Raw genomic sequence first — 15,157 nt, forward strand, 5'->3', positions numbered from 1 at the left:
CGTCGGTTTGTCGCGGGGGTTGACGTGCGGACGCTCTGCCGTTGTGCGTGTTGTTCATGGTCGCCGGGCCGCTGCAATTATGCGGTGCCGATCTTTCGCGTGTCAATTGCTGGTCCGCGTTGGTTGACCCGGTGGTTTGCGATAGTGCGAATCTACGGAAAAGAAGGCTGACGCCAGATATTTCGGAACAGAGGGGTCGTTTCCGAATAGCTTGGTCAAATGCCACTTATGCCCCACCGGTCGGTGTCTCTAACCCCACCGGGCGCCCGGTGTCCGGCGGGCGAGGGGCCCGGCGGGCGGGCAGCGTAGGCTCTGTAGAGGGCCCAGGTCCGCCCGGTGGCGACATCGGCACCGGCACAGACGCCGGAGTCGCCGGCGGCGTCGTGCGCGCAGGGTGGTCCGCCTCCGAGCACGTTAGGGGCCAGCCATGTCCGACCACCTGTTCCGCGACCGCAGAGACGCCGGTCGCGCGCTGGCGGGGCTGCTCGACCGATATCGAGGTGAGCCGGACGTCCTCGTCCTCGCCCTGCCGCGCGGCGGAGTCCCCGTCGGCTTCGAGGTGGCCAGAGCGCTGGGCGCGCCCCTCGACGTCTTCCTCGCCCGCAAGCTCGGCGTGCCCGGCCAGGAGGACCTGGCGATGGGCGCGGTCGCCGGCGACGGCGTGATCGCGCTCGACGACGACGTCATCCGCGGCCTCGCCATCCCCGCCGAGGTGGTGGAGCACGTCGCCGACTGGGAGGGCCGCGAGATCCCCCGCTGGGAACGGCACTTCCGGCAGGACCGCCCGCCGCGCCCGATCGAGGGCCGGGTGGTGATCCTGGTGGACGACGGCCTGAGCACCGGGGCCGCCCTGCGCGCCGCCGTCAAGGCGCTGCGCCGCTCGGGCCCTGCGCGGGTCGTGGTCGCCCTCCCGGCAGTCGCCCAGGCCACCTGCGAGGACCTGACCGCGCAGGCGGACGAGGTCGTCTACGCCACCACGCCCTCGCCGTTCTTCGCCGTCGACCAGTCCTACTGGGACTTCACCGAGATCACCGTCGAGGACGTCCGGGACCTGCTGCGCGCGTCGGCGGCCGCGCTGCCCGCCCGGGCCGGGCCGCCGGGCTCCGGCGAGGTCGCGGCCGTGCGCGCGGAGGCGCTGCCGACGGCGGACGGCGTCCCGCACCCGGACGTGCTCGCCGACGTGGTCGGGGACGCGCGCCTGGTGCTCGTCGGCGGCGCCTCCCACGGCACGCACGAGTTCCACGCGGCCCGCGCCGCCATGACCCGGTGGCTCATCGAGGAGAAGGGCTTCTGCGCCGTCGCGGTGCAGGCCGACTGGCCCGACGCCTACCGGGTCAACCGGTACGGCCTCGGGCACGGCCACGACGCCACGCCCGAGGAGGCGCTGCGCGGCTTCCGCCGCTTCCCGGTGTGGATGTGGCGCAACACCGTGGTGCTCGGCTTCGTCGCCTGGCTGCGCGAGCACAACGACCGGATCCTCGGGGAGCACCCGCACAAGACCGGCTTCTACGGGCTCGACATGTTCGGGATGCACCAGGCGATGCGCGAGATCGTCGCCCATCTGGAGGGCGTGGACCCGGCCGCCGCCGCGTGCGCGCGCGAGCGTTACGCCTGCTTCGACCACCTCGGCAGCGGCGAGGCCCAGGCGTACGGCTTCACGGCGGCCTGCGGGGCCGGGGAGGACTGCGAGGACGAGGTGGTCGAACTCCTGGTGGGCCGGCGGCGCGATGCGATGCGGTCGGTGCGGCGCCAGGGGCTGCTCCCCGAGGACGAGTTGTTCGTCGCCGAGTTGAACGCGCTGGCGGTGAAGTCGGCGGACGAGCACTATCGTTCGATGTTCTCCGGGCGGATCGCGTCCTGGAACCTGCGCGAACGGCACATGGCCGACACGCTGGACGCCCTGCTGGAGCACCTGGGCCGTCACCGGGAACGCCCGGCGAAGATCGTGGTGTGGGCCCACAACGCGCACGTCGGCGACGCGCGCGCCACCGAGGCGGCCTGCCGCGGGGAGATCGACCTCGGCGGGCTCGTCCGCGAACGGCACGGGGACGACTGCCGCATCGTCGGCCTCACCACCTACACGGGCACGGTCACCGCCGCCGACCGCTGGGAGGGCCCGGCCGGGCGCAAGTGGCTGAGGCCGGCCCTGTCCGACAGCGTGGAGGAGCTCTTCCACGAGGTGGGGGAGAAGGAGTTCCTCGCCGCGTTCAGGACGGCGCCGCGCACGCGCGACGTGCTGGGCTCCGCGCGGCTGGAGCGCATGGTGGGCGCCGTCTACCGCCCGCGCTCGGAGCGCAGGAGCCACTACTTCCGCGCCCGGCTGGCCGACCAGTTCGACGCCGTCGTCCACGTGGACGAGACCCGGGCCGTGGAGCCCCTGGACGACGCGGCGCGCTGGGCGGCCGGGGAGCTTCCCGAGACCTACCCCGCAGGCGTCTGAGTGTGAGGAGGACGCGATGACAGTCACCGAAACCGTCTCGATTCCCGCGGCCGGGGTCTCGCTCGACGCGGATGTCGTGGTGCCGCGCCCCGCCCATGGTGTGGTGCTGTTCGTGCACGGCAGCGGCAGCGGCCGGCGCAGCCCCCGCAACCGTCATGTGGCGGTCGAGCTCCAGGTCGCGGAGCTGGCGACCGTCCTGGTGGACCTGCTGACCCCCGAGGAGGAGCGGGTGGACTCCCTCACGGCGGCGCTCCGGTTCGACATCGGCCTGCTGGCGGAGCGGGTGGTCGCGCTGGTCGACTGGGCAGGGCGGCACGGGCCGCTGGCCGAGCTCGGCATCGGGCTCTTCGGCGCGAGCACGGGCGCGGCGGCGGCGCTGGTCGCCGCGGCGGAGCGGCCCGTCTCGGTGCAGGCGCTCGTGTCGCGGGGCGGCCGTCCGGATCTGGCCGGCGACCACCTGCACCGGGTACGCCAGCCGACCCTGCTGATCGTCGGCGAGCTCGACCCGGTGGTGATCGAGCTGAACCGCGAGGCGATGGAACTGCTGAAGGGCGAGACGGCCTTTGCCGTGGTCGCCGGCGCCACGCACCTGTTCGAGGAGCCCGGAGCCCTGGACCAGGTGGCGCACCTGGCCCGCGACTGGTTCCGCCGGCGCCTGAAGAGCGTGCCGCACCGCCAGATCCATCCCCTGACGTAGCCGCCCGGTACTTCGGACGGGCGTGCAGGAAGATCGTTGATCGGACGACGCAGGGCGTATCGGGGTGAGACCGCCTAGGTGCCGCGATCAACCCTTTGCTTCATGTTGTCCCGCTTAGGGTGTCGGTCCCGTGCGTACGCACCGTAGCCTGGCGACTACGGTACATAACGGAGCGTACACATGCCTGTGACATCCAGCACGCGCTTGGCCGTCGGCGAGGCGTTCGCCCGGCGGGAAGCCGCGGGCCGCCGCCTGGCGGAGGACGCGGAGCGCATCGCGCAAGCGTGTCGCGACATGGCGGCGAGATTCCACCAGGGCGGCAAGCTGATCGTCTTCGGCAACGGGGGCGCGGGCACGGACGCCTCGCACGTCGCGGTGGAGTTCATGCATCCGGTCGTCGTGGGCAAGCGGGCGCTGCCGGCGATGGCCCTCGGCAACGACGCCGCCACGGTCACGGGCGTGAGCGCACGCGAGGGGTTCTCCGAGGTCTTCGCCCACCAGATACGGCACTGGGCGGACCCGGCGGACATCGCGCTCGGGATCTCGCCCGACGGCCGGTGTGCCAACGTTCTGCGCGGGCTGGAGACGGCCCGCGAGCTGGGTCTGTACACGATGGGCCTCGTGGGCGGCGACGGCGGCGCGGTGGCGCGGAGCCCGGCCGTCGACCAGGCGCTGATCGCCAGGTCCTGCGACCCGGCGGTGGTGAAGGAAATCCACGTCACCACCTACCACGTGCTGTGGGAGCTGGTTCATGTCTTCTTCGCCCAGACCGTCCCGCCCGGGCCCGCCAGGACCCCGGCCGTCGAGCCCGAGGCCGCCGCGCGCGGTGGCGCGGAGGCGGTGAGATGAGCGAGCGCCAGGACCCGCGCGCGGACGCCTGCCTGACCTGCTCGGACGAGGCGCTGCCCGCCCTCGTGCTCCGGCTGACCGGCTCCGGCCTCGCGGTCGTGCGGGTCCGGGGAACCGCGTGCGCGGAGGGCGCCAAGGAGGCCAGAGAGGCCGAGGAGGTCGAGGAGCAGGTGAGCGTCGCCCTGGTCGACTGCGGGCCCGGCGACACGGTCCTCGTGCACGCCAAGGAGGCCATCGCCGTGATCGCCAAGGGCGGCGGCGCCGATGATGGACAGGGCCATGGTTGAGGAGGCGCGCGCCGAGGCGGTGCGGCGTCTCTACCCGTTCCTGTACGGCGGCGGGGACGCGGACAGCCGCGCGCCCGCGGAGGACGGCTGCCGGGGGCGTACCGCCGGCGGCACAGACCCGGCGCGGCGGACGGCCGGGCACGCGGTCTGGTCCACCGAGGTGAAGGCCGACGAGATCGTGCGGCTGCGCCGCCAGGTGGGGGAGATGTACGCCGAGCGGCTGGCCGTGTGCGCCGCCGAGATGGCGGAGCGGTTCGCCGCCGGGGGCAGGCTCTTCACGTTCGGCAACGGCGGCAGCAGCACGGACGCGCAGGAGATGGCGACCTGCTACCTCAACCCGCCGTACGGTCGCCCGCTGCCCGCGCTGTCGCTGACCGCCGACGTCGCCGTGGTGACCGCCCTGTCCAACGACGTCGGGTTCGACGTCGTCTTCGCCCGGCAGATCGCCGCCTACGGCCGGCCCGGTGACATGGCCGTCGGCCTGTCGACCAGCGGCGGCTCCCTCAACCTCGTGCAGGCGTTCCAGGAGGCCGGCCGCGTCGGCATGCTGACGGTCGGTCTCGCCGGCTACCAGGGCGGGCGGCTCGCCGAGCTGGCCGAGCTCGACGTGCTGGACCACCTGTTCGTCATCCCGTCGTCGTCGGTGCACCGCATCCAGGAGGCGCAGACGACGGTCTACCACGTGCTCTGGGAGATCACCCAGCGGCTGCTGGACCCCGGCGACGGGGCGGGGCCGCCGGGAGGGTGACCGCCCGGAGGCGCCGGGGTGAGGCCTCGGCCTCGTCCAAGTCCGGCCGAGGGGCCGGGAGATCGGGAAGAACGGGGAGGCGATATGGCAACGACGGCGAAGGCAGCGGGTGGCGCGGCGCGCGAACAGGACGAGCCCGTCGTCCACATCCTCTGGCTGAACGCGGGGATGAGCTGCGACGGCGACTCCGTCGCGCTCACCGCGGCGATGCAGCCGGCAATCGAGGACATTTTCCTCGGCACCCTTCCCGGGCTGCCGAAGGTCGACGTCCACTGGCCGCTGCTGGACATGCACAGCGGGCCGATGCAGGGGTCCGACGCCATGATCGAGTGGTACTTCATGGCGGCCGAGGGCGGCCTGGAGCCGTTCGTGCTGGTCGTCGAGGGGTCGGTTCCGAACGAGTCGATCAAGCAGGAGGGCTACTGGTCGGGGTTCGGCAACAATCCCGAGACCGGCCAGCCGATGACCCTGCCCGAGTGGCTCGACCGCCTCGCGCCGCAGGCCACCGCGATCATCGCGGCGGGCACGTGCGCGACGTACGGCGGCATCCACGCCATGGCGGGCAACCCGACCGGCTCGATGGGCGTGGCCGACTACCTCGGCTGGGAGTGGCGGTCGAAGGCCGGCGTGCCGATCGTCAACGTGCCGGGCTGCCCGATCCAGCCGGACAACATGTCCGAGACCATGCTGTACCTGCTCTACCAGCTCAACGGGCAGGCCCCGATGATCCCGCTGGACGAGGCGCTGCGCCCGACCTGGCTGTTCGGTCAGACCGTTCACGAGGGCTGCGACCGGGCCGGGTACTACGAGCAGGGCCAGTTCACCCTCGAGTACGGCGCGCCGCAGTGCCTGGTCAAGATCGGCTGCTGGGGTCCGGTCGTCAAGTGCAACGTCCCCAAGCGCGGATGGATGGCCGGCATCGGCGGCTGCCCGAACGTGGGCGGCATCTGCATCGCCTGCACGATGCCCGGCTTCCCCGACAAGTTCATGCCGTTCATGGACGAGCCGCCCGGGGCCCGCGTGTCCTCGACGGTCAGCGCCATGTACGGCGGCGTCGTCCGCAGGCTGCGCGACATCACGTTCAGGACAGTCGACAAGGAGCCGAGGTGGCGGGCCAAGGGCCGCGCGCTGCTGACCGGCTACAAGGCCCCGTGGAGCTGACATGACGACCTCACCGGAGCGCAACAGCGACCTCGTCGAGATGGCCTGGGACCCGATCACGCGGATCGTCGGCAGCCTGGGCATCTACGCCAAGATCGACTTCGCCAAGAAGGAGGTCGCGGAGTGCTACAGCACCTCGTCGATCTTCCGCGGCTACAGCATCTTCATGAAGGGCAAGGACCCGCGCGACGCGCACTTCATCACCAGCCGGATCTGCGGCATCTGCGGGGACAACCACGCGACCTGCTCGGTGTACACGCAGAACATGGCCTACGGGGTGCGCCCGCCCGCGCTCGCCGAGTGGATCATCAACCTGGGCGAGGCGGCCGAGTACATGTTCGACCACACCATCTACCAGGAGAACCTGGTGGGGGTCGACTACTGCGAGAAGATGGTCCGCGAGACCAACCCCGGCGTCTGGGAGCTCGCCCAGCGCACCGAGTGCCCGCACGCCGGCGAGCACGGCTTCCGCACCATCGCCGACATCATGCGCTCGCTGAACCCGCTGGAGGGCGAGTTCTACCGCGAGGCCCTGGTGATGAGCCGCCTCACGCGCGAGATGTTCTGCCTGATGGAGGGCCGCCACGTCCACCCCTCCACGCTGTACCCCGGCGGGGTCGGCACGGTCGCGACGGTGCAGGTCTTCACCGACTACCTGACCCGGCTCATGCGCTACGTCGAGTTCATGAAGAAGGTCGTGCCGATGCACGACGACCTGTTCGACTTCTTCTACGAGGCGCTGCCCGGGTACGAGCAGGTGGGACGGCGGCGGGTGATGCTCGGGTGCTGGGGCTCGCTCAACGACCCCGCGTACTGCGACTACACCTACGACAACATGAACGCCTGGGGCCACCGGATGTTCGTCACCCCCGGCATCATCGTCGACGGGAACCTCGTCACCAACGACCTGGTCGACATCAACCTCGGCATGCGCATCCTGCTCGGCAGCTCGTACTACGACGACTGGCAGGACCAGGAGCCGTTCGTCACCCACGACCCGCTCGGCAACCCGGTCGACATGCGGCACCCGTGGAACCAGCACACCATTCCGCGGCCGCAGAAACGCGACTTCAAGGACAAGTACAGCTGGGTCATGTCGCCCCGCTGGTTCGACGGCAAGAACCTGCTGCCGCTGGACACCGGCGGCGGGCCGCTCGCGCGGCTGTGGTCCACCGCGCTGAACGGCAAGGTCGACATCGGCTTCGTCAAGGCCACGGGCACCAGCGTGCGGATCACCCTGCCGAAGACGGCGACCCTCCCGGAGAAGACCCTGGAGTGGAAGATCCCGCACTGGAACGGCGAGCCGCTGTCCAACGCCCTGGAGCGCAACCGGGCCAGGTCCTACTTCCAGGCGTACGCCGCCGCGTGCGCGGTGTACTTCGCCGAGCAGGCGCTGGACGAGGTCCGGCGCGGGCACACCCAGACCTGGGAGCCGTTCGAGGTGCCCGAGGAGGCCATCTCCTGCGGGTTCACCGAGGCGGTGCGCGGCGCCCTGTCCCACCACATGGTGATCAGGAACGGCAGGATCGCCAACTACCACCCGTACCCGCCGACGCCGTGGAACGCCAGCGTCCGCGACAGCAACGGCGTGCCGGGCCCGTACGAGGACGCCGTGCAGAACACGCCCATCTTCGAGGAGAACCCGCCGGAGAGATTCAAGGGCATCGACATCATGCGCACGGTCCGCAGCTTCGACCCCTGCCTTCCGTGCGGGGTGCACATGTACCTCGGTGGGGGCAGGGAAGTGCGCAAGCTGCACAGCCCCCACGCGTTCGGTGCGAGCTGACCCGCCGGGCGCCCCCCGCCCGGTCACCGCAGGCCCGGTCGCTGCGGGCCCGGTTGTTGCAGGCCCGGTCGTTGCAGGCACGTCGCCGGCTCCCGGGGCCGGCGGCGCGCCCGCCTTCGACGTGCGCCGTGCGGGTGAGCGCGCCGAGGCGCTGATCGACGAGCTCGGCGCGCTCGCCGACCCTGCCGCCCGGGGCAAGGCCGAGGAGCTCGTGCGCCTGCTCGTCGGCCTGTACGGCGCGGGCCTCGAACGGGTGATGGACGTCGTCGTGGACTGCGACGCGGGCGAGGTGCTGCGCCGGCTGACCGCCGACGACGTCGTGTCCGGCCTGCTCGTCCTGCACGACCTGCACCCGCTGGGCGCCGAGGAGCGCGTCCGCGCCGCGCTCGACGGCGTCCGTCCCTATCTCGGGCTGCACGAGGGCGGGGTGGAACTGCTCGGCGTGGACGACGGGGTGGTGCGGCTGCGCCTGTCCGGGAGCTGTCACGGGTGCGCGTCCTCGCGGGTCACCGTGAGCGACTCCATCGAGCGCGCGGTGCTCGGGGCCGCGCCCGAGGTGTCCCGGGTCGAGGTCGAGGGGGTGGCGGACGCCCCGTCGCCGCTGCTGCAGATCGGGCGCAGGCCGCCCGGGCCGTGCCCGGTGCCCGAGGAGGCCGCGCCATGACCGCCGACCGGGAGACGGCGCCCGGGAGCGCCCCACAGCGGCCCGCACACGCGGGGGCGCCGGGCCCGGCGAGCATGGCGGGCCCGGCGAGCATGGCGAGCATGGCCGGGCTGCGCCGCTTCCGCGAGCCCGCGGCGGAGGGCGTGTCGCGGTGCGAGATGTGCGCCGAGCCGCTGGACGAGCGGCACGGCCACGTCGTGAACGTCGAGACCCGGGCGCTGCTGTGCACCTGCCGGGGCTGCTCCCTGCTGATGCCGAGGGGCGGCGGCCCAGGTGCCCGGTACCGGGGCGTTCCCGAGCGCTACCTGTACTTCCCGGCGTTCCGGCTGACCCCGGCGGACTGGGACGAGATGCGGATCCCCGTGCGCACCGCCTTCTTCTTCCGCAACTCGGCGCTGGACCGGTACGTGGGGTTCTACCCGAGCCCGGCCGGGGCCACGGAGTCGCCGCTGCCGCTCGGCGCCTGGGACCGCGTGCTCGACGCCAACCCGGAGGCCGCGCGCCCGCAGCCGGACGTCGAGGCGTACCTGGTGGACCGCCGTCCCGAGGGTTTCGTCTGCCATCTGGTGCCGATCGACGCCTGCTACGAGCTGGTCGGCCTCGTAAGGCTGCACTGGAAGGGGTTCGACGGTGGCCGTGAGGCGTGGCAGGCCATCGACGGCTTCTTCGCGAAGCTGCGCGCCCGCGCCGGGGGAGAGGCCAGGGAGGACGACCGTGTCTGAGACCGGCACAGGGATGAACTTCGCGAACGGGACGGGCGCCGGGGCGGCCCCGGGCGCGGGGCCCGAGATCGCCTTCCGATGCCTGGGCGTGCGGGCCGACCCGCACGCGGTGTTCCCGACGCTGTGCTTCCGCATCGGCGTCACCGAGCCCGTGGGCGAGTCCGTGCACGCCATCGCGCTGCACACACAGATCCGGATCGAGCCGCAGGGCCGCCGCTACGACGTCGGCGAGAGCGCCCTGCTCGCGGACCTGTTCGGGGACCCGTCCCGGTGGGGCGAGACGGTCAGGCCGCTGCGGTTCGCGGACGTGTCGGTCATGGTGCCGAGGTTCACCGGCTCCACCGAGGTCGACCTGCCGGTGCCGTGCGGCTACGACCTGGAGGTCGCGGCAGGGAAGTACTTCGCCTCGCTGGACGACGGCGAGGTGCCGATGCTTCTGCTGTTCAGCGGCACGATATTCGCCAGGTCCGGGGACGGCTTCGTCGTGCGCCAGATCCCGTGGCACTGCGAGGCCCGCGCGTCGCTGCCCGTGCGGGTGTGGCGCGAGCTGATGGACCGCTACTTCCCCGGCGGCGGCTGGCTGCGGCTGCACCGCGACACGCTGCGGGCGCTGCAGCGGTTCAAGTCCCGCCGCGCCCTGGCGACCTGGGACGAGACGGTCGAGGTCCTGCTCGAGGAGGCGCGCGGATGAGCGCGCGGACGGGTGCGGGGCCGGGCACGGCGGCCGGCATGGCGGCCGGCACGGCGGCCGGCACGGCCATGGACACCGCCCGCAAGGTCGCCGACGCCGTCCTGTACGAGGGGTACCTGCTGTACCCCTACCGCGCCTCGGCGGCCAAGAACCGGCTGCGCTGGCAGTTCGGGGTGCTCGTCCCGCCCGCGTACGTCGAGACCGCCGAGCCGTCGGCGAGCGTGACCGAGTGCCTGGTCGAGGGGGCCTCGAACGCGCTGGTGCGGGTGCGCCTGCGGTTCCTGCACGTCAAGGAGCGCAGGGTCGAGCTCGCGGAGGGGGACGGCTTCGTGCCGGTGCCCCGCCTGGAGGCGGGCGGCACGACGTACCTGACCTTCGACGAGGCCACCGAGCGCGAGGTCGAGGTCGTGCTCGCCATGCCGGCCCTGCTCGGCGTGGAGCGCACGGTGCCGGTCGCGATCCCCGGGGACCACGCCGAGGAGCCCATCCCGACGGGGAACGGGGCCGCGCCGCTCGGACGGGTGGTGACCGAGCACCGGCCGCTGCGGGCCGTGCTGCGCGTGACCGCCGAGAGCGGCGCCGGTCCGTACGGCCTGACGCGGCTGCGCGTCCGGCTGGAGAACGCCACCGCGTGGACCGGCGACGGCACGCGCGAACATGCGCTATTGCGCTCGCTGGTGGCCGCGCACCTGCTCATCGGCGTCACCGCCGGGAGGTTCGTCTCGCTGTCGGACCCGCCCGAGTGGGCCCGGGCCGCCGCGGCGGGCTGCGTCAACGAGAACACCTGGCCCGTGCTGGTGGGCGAGCCGGGGCACCGCGACGTGGTGCTGTCCTCGCCGATCATCCTGTACGACCACCCGCGCGTGGCCCCGGAGAGCCCCGGCGACCTGTTCGACGCGACGGAGATCGACGAGATGCTCCACCTGCGCACCCGGACGCTGACCGAGGACGAGAAGCGGGAGGCGCGGGCGACCGACCCCCGGGCGGCGGAGATCATCCGGATGGCGGGGGACCTGCCGCCCGAGATGATGGAACGGCTGCACGGCGCGATCCGGCACCTGGGCGAGCCCGCGCGGCGCGAGCCCCTGCCGTGGTGGGATCCGATGTCGGAGGCCGAGGTGTCGCCCGGCTCCGACAGCGTGACCGTCGCCGGCGTCGAGGTCGCCCGGGGCAGCCGTGTCCGGCTCTCCCCCGGCAGGCGGCGGGCCGACGCCCACGACATGTTCCTGGCGGGCAGGACCGCCCGTGTGGAGGCCGTGCTGCTCGACGTGGACGGCGCGCGTCACCTGGCCGTCACGCTGGAGGACGACCTCGGGGCCGACCTGCACCGCTCCCACGGCCGCTACCTGTACTTCGCGCCCGACGAGGTGGAGCCGGTGGCGCCGGACGGGGAGGCCGGCGCGTGAACGTCCTGGTGGCGGGGGTGGGGAACGTCTTCCTGGGGGACGACGGCTTCGGCGTGGCGGTCGCGCGCCGCCTGGCCGGGGCGGACCTGCCGGACGGGGTGGTGGTCGGCGACTTCGGCATCCGCGGTGTCCACCTCGCCTACGAGCTGACCGGCGGCGCCTACGACGGCGTGATCCTGCTCGACGCGGTCTCCCGGGGCGGCGCGCCGGGGACGCTGTACGTCCTGCGGCCGGAGCCGGGGGAGGCCCCGCCGGTCTTCGCGGACGCCCACGACATGACCCCGGACGCGGTGCTGGCGCTGACCGGCGCGCTGGGCGGCGGGCCCGGCCGGGTGCTGGTCCTCGGGTGCGAGCCCGCGGACCTCTCGCCCGGCATGGAGCTCAGCCCGCCCGTCGCCGAGGCGGTGGGCGCCGCTGCGGACCTGGTGCTCGACCTGGTCCGGGAACAGATGACCCCGGCGCCGCGCGGCGCCGGCCGGAAGGAGAACGATCACGATGAAGCGTTTGGTGATGCTCTCGGCGATGGTGGTGGCGGGCGTCATGGTCTACCAGTCGATTCCGGACATCAAGCGGTACATGCAGATCAGGAGCATGTGACCGGCCGGGCGGGCGGCCTCCGGCGAAGCTCGGCAGGACCAACCACTCCCGAAACTCGAACCACTCCCGAAACTCGAACCACTCCCGAAACTCGAACCACTCAAGAAACTCCAGAAACTCAAGAAACGAGGTGAAGTGACCGTGCACGAATTCGGGATCGCCGAGTCGATCCTCGCCGCGGTGGAGGGTCGCGCGGACGGCCGCCGGATACGGCGGGCCCGCGTCCAGGTGGGCGCGCTGCTCCATGTCGCCGAGCCGTCGCTCAACGACGCGTTCTCGCTGGTCGCCGAGGGGACGGTGGCCGAGGGTGCCCACCTGGACCTGGTGACGATCCCCGTCCGGCTCACCTGCCGGGCCTGCGGGGACGTCTCCACCTCGGTGGACCCGTACGCGGTGTGCCCGCGATGCGGGGATTCCGATGTCGACTGCGAGGGCGGCGACGATCTCGTCCTCGAATCCATCCAGCTCGCGGAGGCGACCTATGTGCCTGGGGATTCCCGGGGAGATCGTGGAGATTCTGTCGGATCGTCCTGATCTGGCGAAGGTCGACGTGAGCGGCGTCCGCCGCGCCATCAACATCGGCCTGCTGGAGGGGGAGTCCCTCGTCCCGGGGGACTGGATCCTCATCCACGTCGGCTTCGCCCTGTCCAAGATCGACGAGGCCGAGGCCAAGTCGGCGATGGACTTCCTCACCAGCATCGGCCAGGCCTACGAGGACGAGATGGCCGCGCTCCGCGAGTCCATGATCGAAGAGGGGTGAGACCGGTGCGCTACGTCGACGAGTACCGCGACGCCGCCAAGGCCGGGGCGCTCGCCGCCCGGATCGCCGCGCTGTGCGAGCCGGGCCGCGCGTACAAGTTCATGGAGGTCTGCGGCGGCCACACCCACACGATCTACAAGCACGGCCTGGAGGACCACCTGCCCTCGACGGTGACGCTGGTGCACGGGCCCGGCTGCCCGGTGTGCGTGATCCCGATGGGCCGGGTGGACGACGCGATCCACATCGCCGAGCAGCCGGGCGTCATCATGACGACCTTCGGCGACATGATGCGCGTGCCCGGCGGCCGGGGCTCCTTCCTGGACGCGACGGCCCGTGGCGCGGACATCCGCATGGTCTACTCGCCGCTGGACGCGCTGAAGATCGCGCGGGAGAACCCGGGAAAGCGGGTCGTCTTCCTGGCGATCGGCTTCGAGACCACGGCCCCGTCCACGGCCATGACCGTCCTGCGCGCGGAGGCCGAGGGCATCGAGAACTTCTCGGTGTTCTGCAACCACGTGACGATCATCCCGGCGATCAAGGCGATCCTGGACTCGCCCGGCCTGCTGCTGGACGGGTTCATCGGCCCCGGCCACGTCTCGACGGTGATCGGCTGCCGCCCGTACGGGTTCATCGCCCGCGACTACGGCAAGCCGCTGGTGGTGGCCGGGTTCGAGCCGCTGGACGTGTTGCAGGCGGTCTACCAGAACCTGCTCCAGCTCTCCGAGGGCCGCGCGGAGGTCGAGAACCAGTACGCCCGGGTCGTGCCGTGGGAGGGCAACCTCAAGGCGCTGGCCGTGATCGACGAGGTGATGGAGCTGCGGCCGACCTTCGAGTGGCGCGGGCTGGGGTTCATCTCGGATTCGGCGCTGCGCGTGCGCGAGCGGTACGCCGCCTTCGACGCCGAGGAGCTGTTCGGCGTCCCCGGCGGGCGGGTGGCCGACCCGCAGGCGTGCCAGTGCGGCGAGGTGCTGAAGGGTGTGCTCAAGCCCTGGGAGTGCAAGGTGTTCGGCACGGCCTGCACCCCGGAGACGCCGATCGGCACGTGCATGGTGTCCTCGGAGGGCGCGTGCGCCGCGTACTACAACTTCGGCAGGTTCTCACGCGACCGGGTCAGGGAGGCGACCCGGACGTGAGCGCGCATGTGGGCCGGGATGTGAGCACGGATGTGAGCACGGATGTGGGTACGGACGTGAGCACGGATACGAGCGGGCGGAAGGGCGGGGCGCCGTGACCGGCGAGGAACAGGTCCTGGAGCGGATCGAACGGGCGCGCCGCCGCAAGGCCCGCGTACGCGAGGATCTCGTCACGCTGGCGCACGGCGCCGGGGGCAAGGCCACGCGCACCCTGGTCGAGGCGGTGTTCCTGGAGTCGTTCGCGAACCCGCTGCTGGCCCCGCTCGGGGACGGCGCCGTGGCGGACGGGCTGGCCTTCACCACCGACTCCTTCGTCGTGACGCCGCTGTTCTTCCCCGGCGGGGACATCGGGGACCTGGCGGTCAACGGCACCGTCAACGACCTGGCGATGTGCGGGGCGAACCCGTCGTACCTGTCGGCGGCGTTCATCCTGGAGGAGGGCTTCCCCGTGGAGGACCTGCGCCGCATCACCGCCTCGATGGCGGCCGCGGCTCGGGTGGCGGGCGTGCCGATCGCGACCGGCGACACCAAGGTCGTGCAGAAGGGCAAGGCGGACGGCTGTTACATCACCACGGCCGGGGTCGGCACCGTCGACTCGGCGGTCCGGCTGCGCGCGTCGGCCGCGCGGCCCGGGGACGCGGTGATCGTGTCGGGCCCGATCGGCGAGCACGGCGTGACGGTCATGCTCGCCCGGGGCGAGCTGGACATCGAGGCCGAGGTGACGTCCGACACCGCGCCGCTGAGCGGGCTGACCGCCTGCCTGCTGGACGCGTGCGGGCCGGGCGCGGTGCGCTGCCTGCGGGACCCGACCCGCGGCGGGGTGGCGACCGTGCTCAACGAGATCGCCGGGGCCTCGGAGGTCGCGGTGGTCCTGGAGGAGGACGCGATCCCGGTGCGGACCGCCGTGCGCGGGGCGTGCGAGCTGCTCGGCATCGACCCGCTGTACGTCGCCTGCGAGGGCCGCATGATCGCCGTCGTGGAGCCGGGGTCCGCGCCCGCCGCGCTCGCCGCGTTTCGTGCGCACCCGCTCGGCGCGGGGGCGGCGGTCATCGGGCGCGTCGCCGAGGACCCTCCGGGGCTGGTGCTGCTCAGGACCGGCTTCGGCGGCACGCGGATCGTGGACGTGCTGGTGGGCGACCCGCTGCCGCGCATCTGCTGACGTCGCCCGGGGTAGAGGACAAATGGGATGAATGACCTGATCGGGGGGTGGGATCGT

The 15,157-nt window shown here is 72.4% G+C and carries 16 protein-coding genes; all 16 read left to right on the top strand.

Annotation, left to right across the window (positions count from 1 at the left end; all coding sequences use genetic code 11):
- Positions 1-427 precede the first annotated feature (427 nt).
- Positions 428-2,440, top strand: a complete 2,013-nt coding sequence (locus AB0H21_RS06420) for an erythromycin esterase family protein (protein WP_358512643.1) — start codon at positions 428-430, stop codon at positions 2,438-2,440.
- 16 nt (positions 2,441-2,456) lie between these two features.
- Positions 2,457-3,137 (top strand): hydrolase, encoded by a 681-nt coding sequence (locus AB0H21_RS06425; protein ID WP_358512646.1) that lies wholly within the window; start codon positions 2,457-2,459, stop codon positions 3,135-3,137.
- 180 nt (positions 3,138-3,317) lie between these two features.
- Positions 3,318-3,986 (top strand): SIS domain-containing protein, encoded by a 669-nt coding sequence (locus AB0H21_RS06430; RefSeq protein ID WP_358512649.1) that lies wholly within the window; start codon positions 3,318-3,320, stop codon positions 3,984-3,986.
- On the top strand, positions 3,983-4,273 hold the full coding sequence (locus tag AB0H21_RS06435) for a hydrogenase assembly protein HupF (protein ID WP_358512652.1): 291 nt from the start codon (positions 3,983-3,985) through the stop codon (positions 4,271-4,273). The genes AB0H21_RS06430 and AB0H21_RS06435 overlap by 4 nt, the downstream gene beginning before the upstream one ends.
- A complete protein-coding gene (locus AB0H21_RS06440; RefSeq protein WP_358512655.1) occupies positions 4,266-5,021 on the top strand; it encodes an SIS domain-containing protein in 756 nt (251 codons plus the stop codon). The genes AB0H21_RS06435 and AB0H21_RS06440 overlap by 8 nt, the downstream gene beginning before the upstream one ends.
- An 84-nt stretch (positions 5,022-5,105) precedes the next feature.
- Positions 5,106-6,182: a hydrogenase expression protein HypE gene (locus tag AB0H21_RS06445; RefSeq protein WP_358512658.1), complete on the top strand. Its 1,077-nt coding sequence runs from the start codon at positions 5,106-5,108 to the stop codon at positions 6,180-6,182.
- 1 nt (position 6,183) lies between these two features.
- Positions 6,184-7,968 carry a nickel-dependent hydrogenase large subunit gene (locus AB0H21_RS06450; protein WP_358512661.1) on the top strand — a complete coding sequence of 595 codons (1,785 nt, stop codon included), beginning with the start codon at positions 6,184-6,186 and terminating at the stop codon, positions 7,966-7,968.
- Positions 7,969-8,089: 121 nt separating this feature from the next.
- Complete coding sequence (locus tag AB0H21_RS06455; RefSeq protein WP_358512664.1) at positions 8,090-8,632, top strand: NifU family protein; 543 nt, start codon at positions 8,090-8,092, stop codon at positions 8,630-8,632.
- The gene (locus AB0H21_RS06460; RefSeq protein ID WP_358512667.1) at positions 8,629-9,354 is read left to right on the top strand and encodes a DUF5947 family protein; all 726 of its coding nucleotides are present in this window, start codon (positions 8,629-8,631) and stop codon (positions 9,352-9,354) included. Before AB0H21_RS06455 ends, AB0H21_RS06460 begins: the two co-directional genes overlap by 4 nt.
- Positions 9,347-10,045 (top strand): DUF6084 family protein, encoded by a 699-nt coding sequence (locus AB0H21_RS06465; RefSeq protein ID WP_358512670.1) that lies wholly within the window; start codon positions 9,347-9,349, stop codon positions 10,043-10,045. Before AB0H21_RS06460 ends, AB0H21_RS06465 begins: the two co-directional genes overlap by 8 nt.
- Positions 10,042-11,451: a hypothetical protein gene (locus AB0H21_RS06470; RefSeq protein WP_358512673.1), complete on the top strand. Its 1,410-nt coding sequence runs from the start codon at positions 10,042-10,044 to the stop codon at positions 11,449-11,451. The genes AB0H21_RS06465 and AB0H21_RS06470 overlap by 4 nt, the downstream gene beginning before the upstream one ends.
- Entirely contained in the window at positions 11,448-12,182 is a 735-nt protein-coding gene (locus tag AB0H21_RS06475) for a hydrogenase maturation protease (protein WP_358512676.1), read from the top strand. Before AB0H21_RS06470 ends, AB0H21_RS06475 begins: the two co-directional genes overlap by 4 nt.
- Position 12,183: 1 nt before the next feature.
- Entirely contained in the window at positions 12,184-12,582 is a 399-nt protein-coding gene (locus AB0H21_RS06480) for a hydrogenase maturation nickel metallochaperone HypA (protein WP_358512679.1), read from the top strand.
- Positions 12,557-12,808, top strand: coding sequence for a HypC/HybG/HupF family hydrogenase formation chaperone (locus AB0H21_RS06485; protein WP_358512682.1), 252 nt, complete (start codon positions 12,557-12,559; stop codon positions 12,806-12,808). The genes AB0H21_RS06480 and AB0H21_RS06485 overlap by 26 nt, the downstream gene beginning before the upstream one ends.
- Positions 12,809-12,813: 5 nt before the next feature.
- A complete protein-coding gene (gene hypD / locus AB0H21_RS06490; RefSeq protein ID WP_358512684.1) occupies positions 12,814-13,941 on the top strand; it encodes a hydrogenase formation protein HypD in 1,128 nt (375 codons plus the stop codon).
- A 94-nt stretch (positions 13,942-14,035) separates the two neighbouring features.
- Positions 14,036-15,100: a hydrogenase expression/formation protein HypE gene (gene hypE, locus AB0H21_RS06495; RefSeq protein WP_358512687.1), complete on the top strand. Its 1,065-nt coding sequence runs from the start codon at positions 14,036-14,038 to the stop codon at positions 15,098-15,100.
- Positions 15,101-15,157: the final 57 nt, after the last annotated feature.

This window comes from Sphaerisporangium sp. NPDC051011, assembly GCF_040653595.1.
In the GTDB taxonomy this organism is placed as follows: Bacteria; Actinomycetota; Actinomycetes; order Streptosporangiales; family Streptosporangiaceae; genus Sphaerisporangium.

Coding starts and splice junctions, on each gene's coding strand:
- AB0H21_RS06440 (WP_358512655.1), top strand. CDS start 4,266: ATGGTTGAGGAGGCGCGCGCCGAGGCGGTGCGGCGTCTCTACCCGTTC.
- AB0H21_RS06460 (WP_358512667.1), top strand. CDS start 8,629: ATGACCGCCGACCGGGAGACGGCGCCCGGGAGCGCCCCACAGCGGCCC.
- AB0H21_RS06425 (WP_358512646.1), top strand. CDS start 2,457: ATGACAGTCACCGAAACCGTCTCGATTCCCGCGGCCGGGGTCTCGCTC.
- AB0H21_RS06430 (WP_358512649.1), top strand. CDS start 3,318: ATGCCTGTGACATCCAGCACGCGCTTGGCCGTCGGCGAGGCGTTCGCC.
- AB0H21_RS06450 (WP_358512661.1), top strand. CDS start 6,184: ATGACGACCTCACCGGAGCGCAACAGCGACCTCGTCGAGATGGCCTGG.
- AB0H21_RS06420 (WP_358512643.1), top strand. CDS start 428: ATGTCCGACCACCTGTTCCGCGACCGCAGAGACGCCGGTCGCGCGCTG.
- AB0H21_RS06445 (WP_358512658.1), top strand. CDS start 5,106: ATGGCAACGACGGCGAAGGCAGCGGGTGGCGCGGCGCGCGAACAGGAC.
- AB0H21_RS06435 (WP_358512652.1), top strand. CDS start 3,983: ATGAGCGAGCGCCAGGACCCGCGCGCGGACGCCTGCCTGACCTGCTCG.
- AB0H21_RS06470 (WP_358512673.1), top strand. CDS start 10,042: ATGAGCGCGCGGACGGGTGCGGGGCCGGGCACGGCGGCCGGCATGGCG.